At 57.4% G+C, this 14,303-nt stretch carries 16 protein-coding genes and 1 riboswitch; of the genes, 4 read left to right on the forward strand and 12 right to left on the reverse strand.

Annotation, left to right across the window (positions count from 1 at the left end; translation table 11 throughout):
- Positions 1-9: 9 nt before the first annotated feature.
- The 12 genes from FY034_RS16265 to FY034_RS16320 all read right to left on the reverse strand — a co-directional run bounded on the left by FY034_RS16265 (position 10) and on the right by FY034_RS16320 (position 11,224).
- Positions 10-321 carry a DUF2845 domain-containing protein gene (locus FY034_RS16265; protein ID WP_265552420.1) on the reverse strand — a complete coding sequence of 104 codons (312 nt, stop codon included), beginning with the start codon at positions 319-321 and terminating at the stop codon, positions 10-12.
- Positions 318-1,448: an efflux RND transporter periplasmic adaptor subunit gene (locus FY034_RS16270; RefSeq protein WP_265552422.1), complete on the reverse strand. Its 1,131-nt coding sequence runs from the start codon at positions 1,446-1,448 to the stop codon at positions 318-320. The genes FY034_RS16265 and FY034_RS16270 overlap by 4 nt, the downstream gene beginning before the upstream one ends.
- A complete protein-coding gene (locus tag FY034_RS16275; protein WP_265552423.1) occupies positions 1,448-2,794 on the reverse strand; it encodes a TolC family protein in 1,347 nt (448 codons plus the stop codon). Before FY034_RS16275 ends, FY034_RS16270 begins: the two co-directional genes overlap by 1 nt.
- Positions 2,795-2,936: 142 nt before the next feature.
- Positions 2,937-3,503, reverse strand: a complete 567-nt coding sequence (gene pal / locus FY034_RS16280) for a peptidoglycan-associated lipoprotein Pal (protein WP_265552425.1) — start codon at positions 3,501-3,503, stop codon at positions 2,937-2,939.
- Between the two features lie 109 nt (positions 3,504-3,612).
- Positions 3,613-4,905: a Tol-Pal system beta propeller repeat protein TolB gene (gene tolB, locus FY034_RS16285; RefSeq protein WP_265552427.1), complete on the reverse strand. Its 1,293-nt coding sequence runs from the start codon at positions 4,903-4,905 to the stop codon at positions 3,613-3,615.
- Positions 4,902-5,639, reverse strand: coding sequence for an energy transducer TonB (locus FY034_RS16290; RefSeq protein ID WP_265552429.1), 738 nt, complete (start codon positions 5,637-5,639; stop codon positions 4,902-4,904). Before FY034_RS16290 ends, tolB begins: the two co-directional genes overlap by 4 nt.
- 4 nt (positions 5,640-5,643) lie before the next feature.
- Positions 5,644-6,057, reverse strand: coding sequence for a protein TolR (tolR, locus tag FY034_RS16295; protein ID WP_265552431.1), 414 nt, complete (start codon positions 6,055-6,057; stop codon positions 5,644-5,646).
- 9 nt (positions 6,058-6,066) lie between these two features.
- Positions 6,067-6,738: a protein TolQ gene (tolQ, locus tag FY034_RS16300; RefSeq protein ID WP_265555297.1), complete on the reverse strand. Its 672-nt coding sequence runs from the start codon at positions 6,736-6,738 to the stop codon at positions 6,067-6,069.
- 85 nt (positions 6,739-6,823) lie between these two features.
- Positions 6,824-7,612, reverse strand: coding sequence for a carbon-nitrogen family hydrolase (locus tag FY034_RS16305; RefSeq protein WP_265552433.1), 789 nt, complete (start codon positions 7,610-7,612; stop codon positions 6,824-6,826).
- 2 nt (positions 7,613-7,614) lie between these two features.
- On the reverse strand, positions 7,615-9,957 hold the full coding sequence (locus FY034_RS16310; protein ID WP_265552435.1) for a DNA translocase FtsK: 2,343 nt from the start codon (positions 9,955-9,957) through the stop codon (positions 7,615-7,617).
- Between the two features lie 8 nt (positions 9,958-9,965).
- Complete coding sequence (locus FY034_RS16315) at positions 9,966-10,373, reverse strand: OsmC family protein (RefSeq protein WP_265552437.1); 408 nt, start codon at positions 10,371-10,373, stop codon at positions 9,966-9,968.
- Positions 10,370-11,224 carry a hypothetical protein gene (locus FY034_RS16320; RefSeq protein ID WP_265552439.1) on the reverse strand — a complete coding sequence of 285 codons (855 nt, stop codon included), beginning with the start codon at positions 11,222-11,224 and terminating at the stop codon, positions 10,370-10,372. The genes FY034_RS16315 and FY034_RS16320 overlap by 4 nt, the downstream gene beginning before the upstream one ends.
- 165 nt (positions 11,225-11,389) lie before the next feature.
- Positions 11,390-11,497, forward strand: a riboswitch (SAM riboswitch).
- A 68-nt stretch (positions 11,498-11,565) separates the two neighbouring features.
- Between FY034_RS16320 and metX the strand changes: the two genes are divergently transcribed.
- Genes metX through FY034_RS16340 form a run of 4 tightly spaced genes read left to right on the forward strand, consistent with a single transcriptional unit; the run spans position 11,566 to position 14,301 of the window.
- Positions 11,566-12,669 carry a homoserine O-acetyltransferase MetX gene (gene metX, locus FY034_RS16325; protein WP_265555299.1) on the forward strand — a complete coding sequence of 368 codons (1,104 nt, stop codon included), beginning with the start codon at positions 11,566-11,568 and terminating at the stop codon, positions 12,667-12,669.
- A gap of 3 nt (positions 12,670-12,672) precedes the next feature.
- On the forward strand, positions 12,673-13,455 hold the full coding sequence (ttcA, locus tag FY034_RS16330) for a tRNA 2-thiocytidine(32) synthetase TtcA (protein WP_265552441.1): 783 nt from the start codon (positions 12,673-12,675) through the stop codon (positions 13,453-13,455).
- Complete coding sequence (gene ispF / locus FY034_RS16335; protein WP_265552444.1) at positions 13,446-13,919, forward strand: 2-C-methyl-D-erythritol 2,4-cyclodiphosphate synthase; 474 nt, start codon at positions 13,446-13,448, stop codon at positions 13,917-13,919. Before ttcA ends, ispF begins: the two co-directional genes overlap by 10 nt.
- A 34-nt stretch (positions 13,920-13,953) precedes the next feature.
- Positions 13,954-14,301: a response regulator gene (locus tag FY034_RS16340; protein ID WP_265552448.1), complete on the forward strand. Its 348-nt coding sequence runs from the start codon at positions 13,954-13,956 to the stop codon at positions 14,299-14,301.
- Positions 14,302-14,303: the final 2 nt, after the last annotated feature.

Here is a 14,303-nt window from a genome sequence, read left to right on the forward strand (position 1 = left end):
ACCTGTCCCCTACTTGCCAAATCCTGCGGTTTGTACTGAATCCAGAATGCCATTTTTGAAGGTCAGGATATGGACCAGCCGGTTGGGACCCTCGTTGTAGGTCCATTCCTCCACGGAGACCAAAATAGTAGCACCCCTGTAGCCCGCTTCACTCTCGGTTCTGCTGCTTTTGTAGGTCGGGGGGTCGCATTTCATGGCCACAATTGAGAGGCGATCACCGGTGGAGACGATCTCACCGTTAGGACAGCGGAAGTTGTCCGCAGCAGCAACAGATGCCAGGCCAAGCACCAGCCCGACTACAAGCAGCGTCCTGCGTATCATTTGGCACCTCCTGTGACCGTTTGAAGGCGTGCACCATCCACGGCCTTTTCCATACCGGCAGTCACAATCCGGTCACCATCCGCCAGACCTGACAGGATCTCAATAGTATCCCCCACAATCCGGCCGGTCTTTACCAGACGCATCCGGATCACCTCATCAGCCCCGACTGACCAGACCGCCGTCAGTGCACCACGCTCGAAAACCGCTATACGTGGGATCCGAACCCCTTTGACCGAACTGCCCAGCGCGATACTGCCCCGTCCGAACATCCCGCTGCGCACCCCTTTTTGCGGTACAGCAACCTTGGCAATGTAGGTCCTGCTGGCCGGGTCACTGGTGGGTACCACCTCGGTGACCCGCGTTGAAAAACTGCTTCCGGTTGCGTCAATCAGCACCTGCACAGATGTACCTGCATGCACCGCACGCACCTGTGATTCAGGGATGGAAAGTTCAAGCTGGTAGCTGCCTTCATCATCAATGGTCATCAGCGGCTGCCCAGGAAAGACCGTCGTCCCCAGATCAGCCTGTTTTGCCACAATGACGCCTGAGATCGGCGCCACAATCTTGGTATAGTCAGCCATGGCACCTGCTGCCCGCGATGCCTCTTGGGTCTGGCGCAACCTGGCCTCTGCGCGGGCAACGGCCTGATGGGCCAATTCCCGTTCGGTCTGACGGGTATCGAACTCCTGCCGGGTCAGCGCCTGTTCGTCATACAGCTTTTTAAAGCGTCCAAAGGTGTTGTCGGCCAGTTTCTGCCTCGCCTGGGCCTCTTCCAGACCACGTTTTGCCTCGTCAATTGCGGCAACCGCGCCGGTGGCCTGGGCCAGATTCTCCTTGGAGTCAAGCTGTCCCAGCACCTGGCCTTTGCGCACCCGGTCCCCTTCCCGCACATGCAGTACGCTGACCGTGCCGGAAATACGGGCTGATACCAGCGCGCTGGTACGGGCGCGGACGGTACCCACCACATCCAGTGTCTCCGGCAGATCTGATACCTTCACTGCGGTTACGGTCAGCCCGCTGACAGCCGGTGGAGGTGCCTGCACCCCGTGCTTGGTGTCGGAACAGCCGCCCAGGACCAGGCCAACGGCAGTAAGCAATGAGAGAACAGCGCTATATGAACGATTCATTACTGAACCTCCTTCAGAAAGATACCTGCGGAGTGGTACAGCCGGCCGGTGGCAAGCATCAGATTGGCATCGCTTTCCACCAGGTTGGCTCTGGCCTGATTCAAGGCACTTTGGGCATCCAGCAGCTCAACCATGGTTGCCAGCGCATTGTCAAAGCGCTTTGCCAGCAGCCGGGTTGCCTCATCAGCCGCGGCCACAGCAGAGCTGGCCACTTCACGACGTTTTTCAGCCTCTAGCCTGCGCAGCCATGCCTCATGCACCTGATAGCTGACCCCTTTTCTGGCCTGCTCCAGTTGTTCAACAGCTGCAGCACGGGAGGCCTGGGCCTGTCCGTTGCCATGCCAGGTACGAAAACCGTCGAAGATATTCCAGCGCAGGGAGACCCCGATCATCCAGGCATCATGGTCTCTACCGAACGCGCTGTTCTTGTCATTCATCTGCCATGCTCCAACCGCCCCCACCGTTGGCAGAAACCCGGAACGTGCCTGCAGCAAGGCAGCATCTGCCTGTTCCTTTCCCCGCTCAGAGGCCTGCAGATCACGCCTTTCCTGCTGTGCCGTGCCAATCAGTCCGCTCAGTTCACCCATTGGACGCTTCAGCTGCACCGGCTCTGCGGCATCCAGTTCATCACCGGGCTGGCCACCGGTTGCCAGGGCCAGCTGCATCCTGGCCAGCGTAAGGTTATTTGCGGCACTGATATTGTGCTGTTCCATGGCCGCCAGCTGGGTTGCCGCCCGCAGTTCATCAGATTTAAGCCCAAGGCCAGCTGCAGTCCTGACCGCTGCCTGACGCCTGCTTTCCCGCGCCTCATCCAGGGCCTTTAGCGATGCCTGCAACTGGGCATGAGCCTTCTGGACCTCCAGATAAAGCTGGAATATCTGGAAGGCAACCTGCTGACGCGCCTGCTCTGACATCGCCTCCTGGCGTTCCGCCCCCCGCTGGGCCACCTTGTGTGCAGCCCAGGCGGCAGGCACCAGAATCGGCTGTTCCATCGACACGACGGTCCGGAAGTCGCTCACCGGCGCCGGGTTATTCAACTTGGCAGCATCAAAGTCCTGGTTGGTGAAACGGCCCTGATTCAGCTTCATCATAAAGGTACTGACCGGCAGATCTGAGCGAGACCAGGCTTCTTCTACGGTCACACTCGGCAGATAGTGCAATGAGGCGGCCGTTGCTCCGGACCTGACAGACTCTGCCTGAAAGCGGGCGGCCCGGGCCTCATTATTCCGCTCCAAACCCCTTGTTATCGCTTCACGCAGCGTTACACGCTGCACCTCAGCAGCCTGAGCCCCAGTCCCGACCAGCAGTAAAATCAGCCCCGATACGATGATCTGCTTTACCTGCATTGATTTCACCCCACAGCTTAATATATAAAAATCAATATATATTAAAAAGCAAAATGTCAAGTACCACAGCCTAAAAAAATGCACCGGTACCGGAACAGATCCGGACACCGGTGCATGAAGTTGTTACGATAGAGCTGAAAGGTTACTTGACGATTACAAACTCAGCGCGACGGTTTTTGGACCAGGCAGCCTCGTCACTTCCCTGAACAGCAGGCTTCTCTTTGCCGTAGCTGATGGTGCTGATACGGTCAGCCTTAACACCCAGGGTAATCAGATACTTGGCAACTGATTTGGCACGACGGTCACCCAGGGCAAGGTTGTACTCGTCAGAACCACGCTCGTCACAGTGACCTTCGATCTTGATCTTGGCATCCGCAACCTTCTTCAACAACGCCTCAGCGTTTTTGGAGAGGGTGTCACGGGCGTCCTGACGCAGGTCCGACTTGTCAAAGTCAAAGTAAACGGTCTCCAGGGCAACAGCCTCTGATGCCTTGGCAGCGGTTGCGGTTGCTTCTTCCTGCTTCGGCGCTTCCTGCTTCGGGGCCTCCGGCTTTGCTACCTCAACCGGCTTGACCGGCTCCTGCTGCTTGACGGTCTGCTCCTGCACAACCGGCTCGTCCTTCTTGACTACCTCTTCCTTGGCGCAACCTGCTGCCATCATTGCCACAACACCAAGGGCCACGACCATCCCTTTAAATCCGTTACGCATTGCTGCCTCCTTGTGACTTACGGTATTCAACGGCCTTGTGAGCCTGATAAAACAATGTATGCGTGGATTATACATCCCTTGAATCTTTTTGCAACCACCTGATTATTTTTTATTGCCCGCGCGGAGACCAGATCGGATGCTGGCTCAGCCCCTTACTACGGCTGACCTTTGTCTGTCCGGAGCCGTCGGCACGCATGACGTAGATCGCCTCCTGGCCGCCACGGCGGGAACTGAAGGCAATCAGCCGCCCATCCGGTGACCAACGGGGCCGCTCATTGTTGCCTTCAAAGGTCAACTGCGTTTCGTTGCTGCCATCGGCATTGGCCACAAAGATCTGAAATCCTCCCGCCATCCGGGCAAAGGCCAGCTTATCCCCCTTGGGAGACCAGGAGGGATTGACATTGTAGGACCCGTTGGTGATCAGACGTCTGACATTGCCGCCATTGGCATCCATGACAAATATCTGTGGCTTGCCCAACCGGTCCGACACAAAGGCGATTTTACTGCCGTCAGGTGTCCAGGCCGGTGAGACGTTGGCGGCATGGCTGACCGTCAAGCGGTTGGGGGATGAGCCATCCTTGGCTACCGTGTAGATCTCGGTGTTGCCATCTTTCGACAGCGCCAAAGCGATTTTGCTGCCATCCGGCGACCAGGCACCGGTAATATTAAGACCTGACCGGCTGGAGACCGGCACTTCCAGGTTACTTGACAGGGCACGTTTGTACAGATCGGGATTACCCCGCTTATAGGAGGTAAAGATCACTTCCCGACCGTCCGGCGAGATATCCGGAGAAAGGTTGATTGAACGGTTACCGGTCAACTGCTGACCGTTAAAGCCGTCCCAGTCCATCATAGCCAGCTCTTTGTTGCCGCTCTGGGTGGAGACATAGATGATTTTCGAGGTAAAGGCCCCCTTTTCACCGGTCAGAACCCGCAGTACTTCATCACTGAAGCTGTGTGCATAACGCCGCAGATCCTTTTCACGCCCCAGAAAGCGCTTCGAGGTCAACAGCTTCTTGGCCACAACATCATACAGCCTGAACTCAAGGGTTAGTTCCTGACCGCGCAGCTCATATTCACCACGAATCAGCAGATCATAGCCCGCCGAAAGCCAGGGGATAAAATCCATCGGGGTCAAGGCCAGTCCATGCTCCAGCAAGGCGGCATCACGCCGTTCAGCGGCAACCAGGCCAGACATGGTCAGGTCAAAGGAGTGCACCTCTGCAGTCTCATTGGCCAGTTCAGGCCGAATCACCGTACCCATCGGCTGTGGTGGGACCACGGCAAGTTTCAGCAGGCGATTACCTGCAGCGGTTACCTCGATATAATTGGCTGCTGCCGTATCCTGCTGCATGCTCAAAAGCAGCAGACAGGCAAGGACCAGATGTACGAGTTGTTTCATTGTTGGCTGACCCCCTGGGGCTTGAAGACAAATGCCCCTTCAAACACGGTGCGACCCGGCGGCGGGACAATGGTCTGTTCAGCCAGGGCAATGGCCCGGGTGACCGAAAGCTCAAAGACCTTATCGCCACTGCTTTTTTCAAAACGGGTTCTGATAATCCGGCCATCACCGTCGATAGTCAGTCGCACCATGACAAAAGGTTTTTTACTTTGAAAACTGATGGTTTCCCGAAAGGCATCCTTCAGCCGGGAATGCAGGTAGGCGGTATAGTCGCTACCTGCCTCTGAGCCTGTTCCCCGGGGCATGCCAACCTTGCCACGCGCAGCAACCTTTTTACGTAAGGTCTCAAAGGCGGCAGCCTGCCGTTGGGCATCAACCTTCCCCTCCAGCTTGGCCATACGCTCCTGAAAGGCAGCAGATTCTGCGACCGGAACAGGCGAGGGCTTTTTGCCGGGTGTTACTTTTGTTGGCACTGCCGGGCTGGTCATGACAGGGGGCGTCGGAGGGGGAGGAGCCATTTTCTCTTCATTACCACTCTGGGTCGGGCTGCCGGCACGCGGGTCAGCCACCGGCAGATTGACGACATCAACATAATAGGTGGTCTGCACCGGCCCTGACGCTGGTATGAACTGTTGCCACCAGACCAAAAAAGCAAACGCCGCCGCGTGTAACGCGACGGACAGTGCTGTGGCAACACCCAATCCGGGATCTTTGCGAGCTTCAAGCTGGTACATGTCCCTACTTCTGGGCCGGCTCCGTTACCATACCCAACCGTTCAATCCCGGCCCCTTTGATTTCGGCCATTGCGCGCACCACTTCACCATAAGGCACTCCGGCGTCCGCCTTCAGAAAGACCTCCTTTTTGGTGCGGGTTGCAAACATCTCTGCCAGTTTCCTGCGCAAATCGCCGGAGGGCACTTCATCCTTATTGACAAAGGTACGCCCGTTTCTGTCTACAGCAACAATGACGGTATCCTCCTGGGCGTTCATGCCTTTGGTATCTGCCTTGGGCAGATTGACCTGCACCCCCTGTTGCATCATCGGGGCGGTCACCATGAAGATCACCAACAGCACCAGCATAACGTCAACCAGCGGGGTGACGTTGATCTGCGCCATCATGCCCCGTTCATCATCATTTCCGCCCATGGCCATGGTGTCCTCCTACTTCCCGGCGATGTTGCGCTGAACGATGTTGAGAAACTCGGTTGAGAAGCTGTCCATCTCCTTCACCAGCACCCGGATCTTGTGCTGAAAATGGTTGTAGGCCATGACTGCCGGGATAGCGGCAACCAAGCCGACCGCCGTGGCAATCAGCGCCTCGGCAATGCCCGGGGCAACAACGGCCAGCGAGGCGGAACCGGTTTTGCCGATCCCTTCAAAGGCCACCATGATACCCCAGACCGTACCGAACAGGCCGATAAACGGAGAGGTGGAACCGGTGGTTGCCAGGAAGGTGGTGTACTTCTCCAGGCGGTTAACTTCCAGGTTGGTTGCCCGCCGCAAGGCCCGGGAGACGTTGGCCACCCCGCCCAGATCGGTACTGACACCACCCTGATCAGGCTTGACCCCCTCAGCCTCCATCAACTGTCTCAGTTCACTGTAGCCTTCGTTAAACAGGGCCGTAAGCGGCGAACTGGAGAAACGGTCCACCTGCGATGAAATGGCGTCAAACCGTTTGGTCTTCCAGAAGAAGTCCATAAAACGGCCCGATTCGCTGAAGGCCTTGTGGATCTGAAAAAATTTGAACATGATGATGGCCCAGGAGACCACTGAAAACATGATCAGCAGTAACAAAACCGCCTTCACAACCAGGCCGGTGCTGGTAAAAAACATTTCCAATCCCACGGGATCTAACCTCCAGAAAGAATATTCGTAAACCTAGTCCTTCGGGGACAGGCCGTCAAGCAACAATCACAACTCAGTAGAGTTCAGGGCGACGGTCGCCAAAACAGGGAATCTGGGCTCGCCATGCCTCCATGGCCTGCCAGTCAAGCGGTGCAAACACCTCACACGCAGCCTCCCCTGCATCGGCCAGCACCTCACCCTTGGGATCGATCACCATACTCATACCGAAGAAATCCAGTTTGCCGATCTGGCCGCAGGCGTTGCATGACACAACATACAGCTGGTTTTCGATCGCCCTGGCCCGCAGCAGTGTCCGCCAGTGCTCCTGACGGGGCTTGGGCCACTGGGCCGGCACGCAGATCACCCGCGCACCCTCCAGGGCAAGTCTACGGGAAAGTTCAGGAAAACGCAGGTCATAGCAGATGATCACCCCCACCTTGCCGATGGAGGTCTCTGCCAGACACCAGCTGTCGCCCCCCTTGAAGGCCCTGTCCTCACCCAACAGCGAGAAAAGGTGCAACTTGCGGTAGCGGGCCACCACCTGGCCGTTATCAATCAGATGGATCGTGTTGAAGACACGGCCATCGTCGGCCGGTTCCGGCTGGCTGCCGACAATCACCAGCTTGTAACGGGCTGAAAGCTCACAGAGCTCAGCAACCACCGCATCGGTGCGCTGCGCCAGCTCGGTCAGGTTCTTGTAGGCAAACCCGGTGGACCACATCTCCGGCAGCACCACCAGATTGGCACCCTGTTCCGCAACCCGCTTCAGGGCCGCACGGACATAGGTCAGGTTGGCGTCGACGTCCCCCTGGTTGACCGTAAACTGGAGTGCAGCAGCAGTAATCGTCTGTGGCTCTGTCATTGCTACCTCGTTAGCTGTGAATTCAGATAGGCGTTGATGATGTCCATGTAGATCTCGCGGGGTTTGCTGGTGCCGTCACTGGGGGCGATCATCCCTTCCCGCTCCATCATCTCGACGATCCGGGCGGCCCGGTTATAGCCGATCCGCAGACGGCGCTGCACCATGGAGATACTGGCCTGCCTGGTCTCTGCCACCAGCCGCAGGGCATCCTCCCAGCGCTCATCCTGTTCTTCATCATCATCACCGCCGCCCTTGTCATCACTATCCTTCATCTCAAGGATTGACTTCTCATAGACCGGCTTGCCCTGTTTCTTGAGGAAATCAACCACCCGCTGCACCTCGGCATCGGAAACAAAGGCGCCATGCACCCGCTGCAGACGGCCGGTGCCGGGGGGCAGATAGAGCATGTCCCCCATCCCCAGCAGCGCCTCGGCACCGTTGCAATCCAGGATGGTACGGGAGTCAACCTTGGAAGAGACCTGGAACGAGATGCGCGACGGCAGGTTGGCCTTGATCAGGCCGGTGATCACATCCACCGATGGCCGCTGGGTGGCCAGAATCAGGTGGATACCGGCTGCCCGGGCCTTCTGGGCCAGACGGGCGATATGCTCTTCAACCTCACGTCCGGCCACCATCATCAGGTCGGCCAGCTCATCCACAATCACCACGATATAGGGCAGGTGGCTGTGTTCCAGCTCATCCACCTCGTCATCAATGACAAACGGCAGCGGTTCATCCAGCACTGCCGGGTCTTCCCCCTCAATCACCTCTTCAAGCTCTTCAATGATCTCTTCATCATCCAGATCATGCTCGACCAGCTCTTCTTCCTCGGTTGCCAGCTTGCGATTGTAGGATTCAATATTACGAACCCCCTTGTCAGCCAGCAGGCGGTAGCGGCGCTCCATCTCGTTCACCGCCCACTTCAAGGCCAGCGAGGCCTTTTTCGGTTCGGTCACCACCGGCAGCAGCAGGTGCGGAATCCCCTCGTACATGGAAAATTCCAGCATCTTCGGATCAACCATGATAAAGCGGACATCCCGCGGGGTGGCCGTATAGAGCAGCGACAGGATCATCGTGTTGACCGATACCGACTTGCCGGAACCGGTGGAACCGGCCACCAGCAGGTGCGGAGCCTTGGCCAGATCGGTCAGCGAGGGCAGACCGGCAATATCCTTGCCCAGCACCAGCGGCAACTTCATCCGGCTTTGCAGAAAATCATCACAGGTAAAGATCTCACGCAGATAGACCGTTTCGCGGTCACGGTTCGGCACCTCGATCCCCACCACTCCCTTGCCGGGGATCGGCGCAACAATGCGGATCGAGAGCGCCTGCAGCGCCATGGTCAGGTCATCGGACAATCCGGCGATCCGGCTGATCTTGATCCCGGGGGCCGGGGCGAACTCGTACATGGTAATCACCGGCCCGGGACAGATCTCCTTCACCTCGCCATCAATCCCGAAGTCCAGCAGCTTCTTTTCCAGCAGACGGGCGTTCATCTCCAGCGCTTCGCGGTCAACCCGGCGTTCTGTGGCGGGCGGCGGATCGAGCAGCGAGAGCGGCGGCGTGATAAAATCACCTTCCTGCTTGATAAAATCAAACGACTCCTGGACCGGCTTATCCTTGGCCGCTTCCTTCTTCTTTTCTTTTTTGAAGAAATTAGGGCGGGCAGCCGCAGGCGCAGCAGCGGCAGTCTTGATCACGGGACCGCTCGCAGGGGCAGGTTTTCCTTCCGCCAAGGCCTTTTCCCGCTCACGCCCGTCCCGGGCATGGGCGTTCCGTTCTTTACGGGCAGCCCACCTGGTACGCAGATTTTCAATCCACCAGGAGGCAAACAGCACAAAGGAGAAGCCGGACAGAATCATGATGGAGGCGGCCAGCAGCGGCAACAGCACCAACAGGGCGCCGAATGCATTCATGCTGCCGCGCAACATCAGCACGGCCCCCCGTCCGATCAGACCACCGGTGGGGACCTGCTGTCCCAGGAAACTTGTTGACTCAAAACTGAAGGCAAACAACGAGGCCAGAGAGAAGAGCAGACCACAAAAGGCCGCCACCTTGTAAAAGCGTAGCCGTGGCTCCTTGAAGCGCAGCAAGTTGTAGGCGATAAACAGCAACGCCCCCGGCAGCAGGTAGGATGCCAGTCCAAACAGCATGAAGAACAGGTCAGCCACCTGGGCCCCCAGGCGGCCGCCCAGGTTACGGATCCCCCCCTCGGTTGACCAGCTGTTCAGCGACTGGTCGGCAGAGCTGAAGGTTATGAAGGCCAGCAGGATGAACAGCCCGACAGCGCCGATAGCGATCCCCTGCAGCTCTTTGGTAAGTTTTTCTTTGCGCGCTTCGTCCACGGCGTCCTTTATACCACCTGATACTCAACAACAAATTCGGGTGGATGCATGATTGCCTTTTTAACTGAGCAAAGTTCAGCCGCCTTGACAATCGCCTTCTGGTAGCGCTCCGGAAATTCAGGGGGGAGATTGATGGTCAAGCCCACCTTGCTGACCCTGCGCTTGCCCTGTTGATCAAGTTCAAACTCGATATGCTGGGTCAGCGACACCCGGTCGGTCGGAATCTGGCGTGCCTTGCAGAACTCCAATACATAAATACCGGCGCAGGTACCGATAGAGCCCAGAAAATACGCAAACGGGGTTGGCGCCTCGCCGGGTGCCCCATCGGCACCGGGCTGGTCTGTCAGCATCTGCAACCCATCGGGAAAGCTGGCGGCCACCTTCTGACCACCTTCAAAGCTGATATCTATCTTCACTTTTTCCCCTCCCGCTGTTCCTGTTTTGGTGTTGGCTCTGCCGCAGGAACAGGTTTGCGGTCCTTGTCAATCTCCAGCATGGAGGTCATCTCCTCAAACTGCCCCATGTAGAGCTCAACTTCATTGGTTTCACGGCGCAACAGATCCTGACGCCGCTTTTCAAGACTACGCCGAATTCCTTCCAGCGTCTTGAACTTGACCTGTACCCGGGGGCTCATATTGGCCTTGGCTTCATCAAAGTCAGGGTATTGCAGGTTCATCAGCGGGCTGTAGGAAAGGTTGCGCTGCCTGAAGTTGGGGTACTCCCAGAGGATGGTGCCTTTTGCATCCACAATCTGGGCCGTCATGACCAGAAAGTTATAATCCGTGGTCAGTGAATCCAGCAGATTGGAGGAGGTGATCTTGTCCGGCCGGGTGATACCGCTGACCACCACAAACATCACGGCATCCAGGCTGTTTTTGCGCATGAAGTCAGCCAGGGCATCTTCCTTCCAGAAGTACTTGTTGTACTGGATTGCCGCATCATCACGACGTTCACGCCGGAACAGAATATTGGAAAAGACCGCCTTGGGGTCGGCATCCAGCAGGGTAACGGTATAAAAACTGTTGGTATTTTTCAGCAGGCGCAGCAGATCCCGCTCAAAGGAGCGGTTGACATTAACCAGCAGCGTAATCAACTCTTCCCGCTGCGGGTGACGGATATCGGAATCGGTGTCAACAATGATCGGCACCATCCCCAGCACCTTCACCTTTTCCGCCACCGCATCCTGCGGCAGATTATAGTAGTTATGGGCACAGCCTCCCAAAAGGGGTAGTAACAACAAACCCAACAGCAGCACCAACCGTTGCATAGAATCCTCCCGGCTCCATTGTGTCATGGCAGTTTGTCTGGTCCAGAAATCTTGGTAGTTATACCAGATGGCAACGGCATTTTCCAGAGCTATCCCGTCAGGCGGTAACTCACTCAATTTACATTGACTCTCACCAGCCATTCACGTATTTTAGCCCTCACAACCTGCTTATCAAGAGTGGTGGAGGGACAAGGCCCGATGAAACCACAGCAACCGGCCCTGCTACAAACAGGGCGCCAGGTGCTAAATCCTGCCGCAAGGCGAAGATGAGCGAGGATCTTGACGTTATCAAGGCCCCTGCTCCCATTTATCAGCAGGGGCTTTTTTCTATCGGGGTGATCATGTCCATCGGTGTTGTGCACGAGCAGACCATAACCTTTGAGGCGGGCATACGGCTTGAAAGCGGCCGGATCCTTGCGCCAATCACCCTGGTCTACGAGCTTTACGGCACCATGAATGCTGATTGCTCCAACGTGATCATGGTGGAACATGCCTGGACCGGCGATGCCCATCTGGCCGGCAAGCGTCGCGAAGACGACCCCAAGCCGGGTTGGTGGGATGCCATTGTCGGCCCCGGCAAACTGCTGGATACCGACCGCTACTGCGTGCTCTGTTCCAATGTGATCGGTTCCTGCTACGGCTCAACCGGCCCCGCCTCGATCAACCCCAGGACCGGCAAGCGTTACAACCTCTCCTTTCCGGTCATCACCGTCCGCGACATGGTCCGCGCCCAGGAACTGCTGCTGGGTCACCTGGGGATCAGGCGCCTGCTCTGCGTGATGGGGGGCAGCATGGGAGGGATGCAGGCCCTGGAATGGGCCACTCAGTACCCGGAACGGGTCGCCTCGGTCGTCGCCCTGGCCACCACACCACGCCCCTCACCACAGGCGATCTCTCTTAATGCCGTGGCCCGCTGGGCCATTTATAATGATCCCACCTGGAAGAAGGGGGAGTACAAACACAACCCCAAGGACGGTCTGGCGCTGGCCCGTGGCATCGGCCATATCACCTTCTTGTCAGACGAATCGATGTGGCAGAAGTTTGAGCGCCGTTTCTCAGCCAAGGACGGCCTGTTTGATTTCTTTGGACAGTTTGAGGTGGAACGCTACCTGAACTACAACGGCTACAACTTTGTGGACCGTTTTGACGCCAACTGTTTCCTCTATCTGGCCAAGGCACTGGACCTCTATGATGTCACCTGGGGCTACGAATCCATGGCTGATGCCTTCAGCCGGGTTACGGCGCCGATCCAGTTTTTCGCCTTCAGCTCAGACTGGCTCTACCCCCCCTACCAGACCGAAGAGATGGTGACCTGTCTGCAGGGACTGGGCAAAGAGGTGGAGTACCACCTGATTCAATCCGCCTACGGCCATGACGCCTTCCTGCTGGAACATGAAACCTTCACCCCGATGGTCCGTTCCCTGCTGGAACGGGTCGCTGCCTAGCCGATGTCCTGCCCGGCGGGTGTTGATCCCAAGCTCTGGCGCTCTTTGCGCAACGGAACGGGCAGAGCGATCGGCGACTTCGACCTGATCAAGGACGGCGACCGGATCTGCGTCGGCATCTCCGGCGGCAAGGACTCCTTGACACTGCTGATGCTACTGAAGGAGTTGCAACAGCGGGCTCCCATCCACTACGAACTGCTGCCGGTTACGGTGGATGCCGGCTTTCCCGGATTCAACACCGCTGCCATCCATGATTTTGTTGCTGCGCTTGGCCTTAAGCTGGTTATCGAACAGACCGACCACGCCGAGCTGATCACCACCAAGCTGCGGCCCGGTTCATCCTACTGCTCATTTTGTGCCCGGCTGAAACGGGGTGCCCTCTACGGGGCAGCCCGCCGCCTGGGCTGCAACCTGCTGGCCTTGGGACACCACCGCGATGACTTTATCGAGACCCTGCTGCTGAACCAGTTTTTCATCGGCACCCTCAAGGCCATGGCTGCCAAGACCGTCTGCGATACCGGCGATATCACCGTCATCCGCCCCCTGGTCTACCTGGCTGAAGAGGATATTCTCACCACCGTCCGGCAGGCCGGCATCACGGCGGTCAGCTGCAACTGCCCGGTGGCGGATGTCGACCAGCAACGGCAACGGATGAAGCAGCTGCTGCGCCGGCTTGAACAGGACATCCCGCAGATCAAAAACAGCCTGCTGGCAGCGCTGGGGAACGTACAGCCCCGGCATCTGCTGGACAACCATCTCCACAAGGATGATACACAATGCGCATAGGACACGGCTACGATGTCCACCGACTGGTGGAAGGCAGAAAACTGATTATGGGCGGGGTGGATATCCCCTGGGAAAAAGGGCTGCTGGGGCATTCCGATGCCGACGTACTGCTGCATGCCATAGCCGATGCCCTGCTGGGTGCCCTGGCCATGGGCGATATCGGCAAGCACTTCCCCGACACTGATCCGGCCTTCAAGGGGGCGGATTCCATGAAACTGCTGGAGCATGTGGTCGGCCTGATCAGGGCACAGGGATATGCTGTTGGCAACCTGGATGCCACCATCATTGCTCAGAGGCCCAAAATGGCCCCGCACATTCAGGCCATGCGTGAGAACGTTGCCCGTGCCTGCGGGGTGAATGTTGACCGGATCAATGTCAAGGCCACCACCGAAGAAGGACTGGGCTTTACCGGCACCGGCGAGGGGATCTCGGCCCATGCGGTGGTGTTACTGATCCAGAAATGACCATCGAGACTACTTTGTAGTGGAGGAATCGCCCATGGCGCAGAAGACTATTCTGATTGTTGAAGACGATGAAATGACTTTGGCAATGCTGCAAATGATCGCAAGCGAGGCCGGTTATCATACCTTGATCGCTGCGGATGGTGTGACCGCCCTAGAGCTGTACCAACGACATGAACCGACTATTGTGCTGCTTGATCTTAACCTGCCCCAACTGAATGGCTACTCCTTTGCCTCGCTGGTCAGGAACTTCTCAGGTCATACCTCGCGAATTATTGTGGTCACCTCAAGCCCCGCTGATTACGAACAGCACTTGCAGGAGCTGGCTGATGGTTGCCTGACCAAACCGATTAAACGGCAGGAGCTGCTTGACCTGCTTGCATAAAA

Source organism: Trichlorobacter lovleyi (genome assembly GCF_015239775.1).
Lineage (GTDB): Bacteria > Desulfobacterota > Desulfuromonadia > Geobacterales > Pseudopelobacteraceae > Trichlorobacter > Trichlorobacter lovleyi_B.

Coding starts and splice junctions, on each gene's coding strand:
- FY034_RS16265 (WP_265552420.1), bottom strand. CDS start 321: ATGATACGCAGGACGCTGCTTGTAGTCGGGCTGGTGCTTGGCCTGGCA.
- FY034_RS16270 (WP_265552422.1), bottom strand. CDS start 1,448: ATGAATCGTTCATATAGCGCTGTTCTCTCATTGCTTACTGCCGTTGGC.
- FY034_RS16275 (WP_265552423.1), bottom strand. CDS start 2,794: ATGCAGGTAAAGCAGATCATCGTATCGGGGCTGATTTTACTGCTGGTC.
- pal (WP_265552425.1), bottom strand. CDS start 3,503: ATGCGTAACGGATTTAAAGGGATGGTCGTGGCCCTTGGTGTTGTGGCA.
- tolB (WP_265552427.1), bottom strand. CDS start 4,905: ATGAAACAACTCGTACATCTGGTCCTTGCCTGTCTGCTGCTTTTGAGC.
- FY034_RS16290 (WP_265552429.1), bottom strand. CDS start 5,639: ATGTACCAGCTTGAAGCTCGCAAAGATCCCGGATTGGGTGTTGCCACA.
- tolR (WP_265552431.1), bottom strand. CDS start 6,057: ATGGCCATGGGCGGAAATGATGATGAACGGGGCATGATGGCGCAGATC.
- tolQ (WP_265555297.1), bottom strand. CDS start 6,738: ATGTTTTTTACCAGCACCGGCCTGGTTGTGAAGGCGGTTTTGTTACTG.
- FY034_RS16305 (WP_265552433.1), bottom strand. CDS start 7,612: ATGACAGAGCCACAGACGATTACTGCTGCTGCACTCCAGTTTACGGTC.
- FY034_RS16320 (WP_265552439.1), bottom strand. CDS start 11,224: ATGCAACGGTTGGTGCTGCTGTTGGGTTTGTTGTTACTACCCCTTTTG.
- metX (WP_265555299.1), top strand. CDS start 11,566: ATGTCCATCGGTGTTGTGCACGAGCAGACCATAACCTTTGAGGCGGGC.
- ttcA (WP_265552441.1), top strand. CDS start 12,673: ATGTCCTGCCCGGCGGGTGTTGATCCCAAGCTCTGGCGCTCTTTGCGC.
- ispF (WP_265552444.1), top strand. CDS start 13,446: ATGCGCATAGGACACGGCTACGATGTCCACCGACTGGTGGAAGGCAGA.
- FY034_RS16340 (WP_265552448.1), top strand. CDS start 13,954: ATGGCGCAGAAGACTATTCTGATTGTTGAAGACGATGAAATGACTTTG.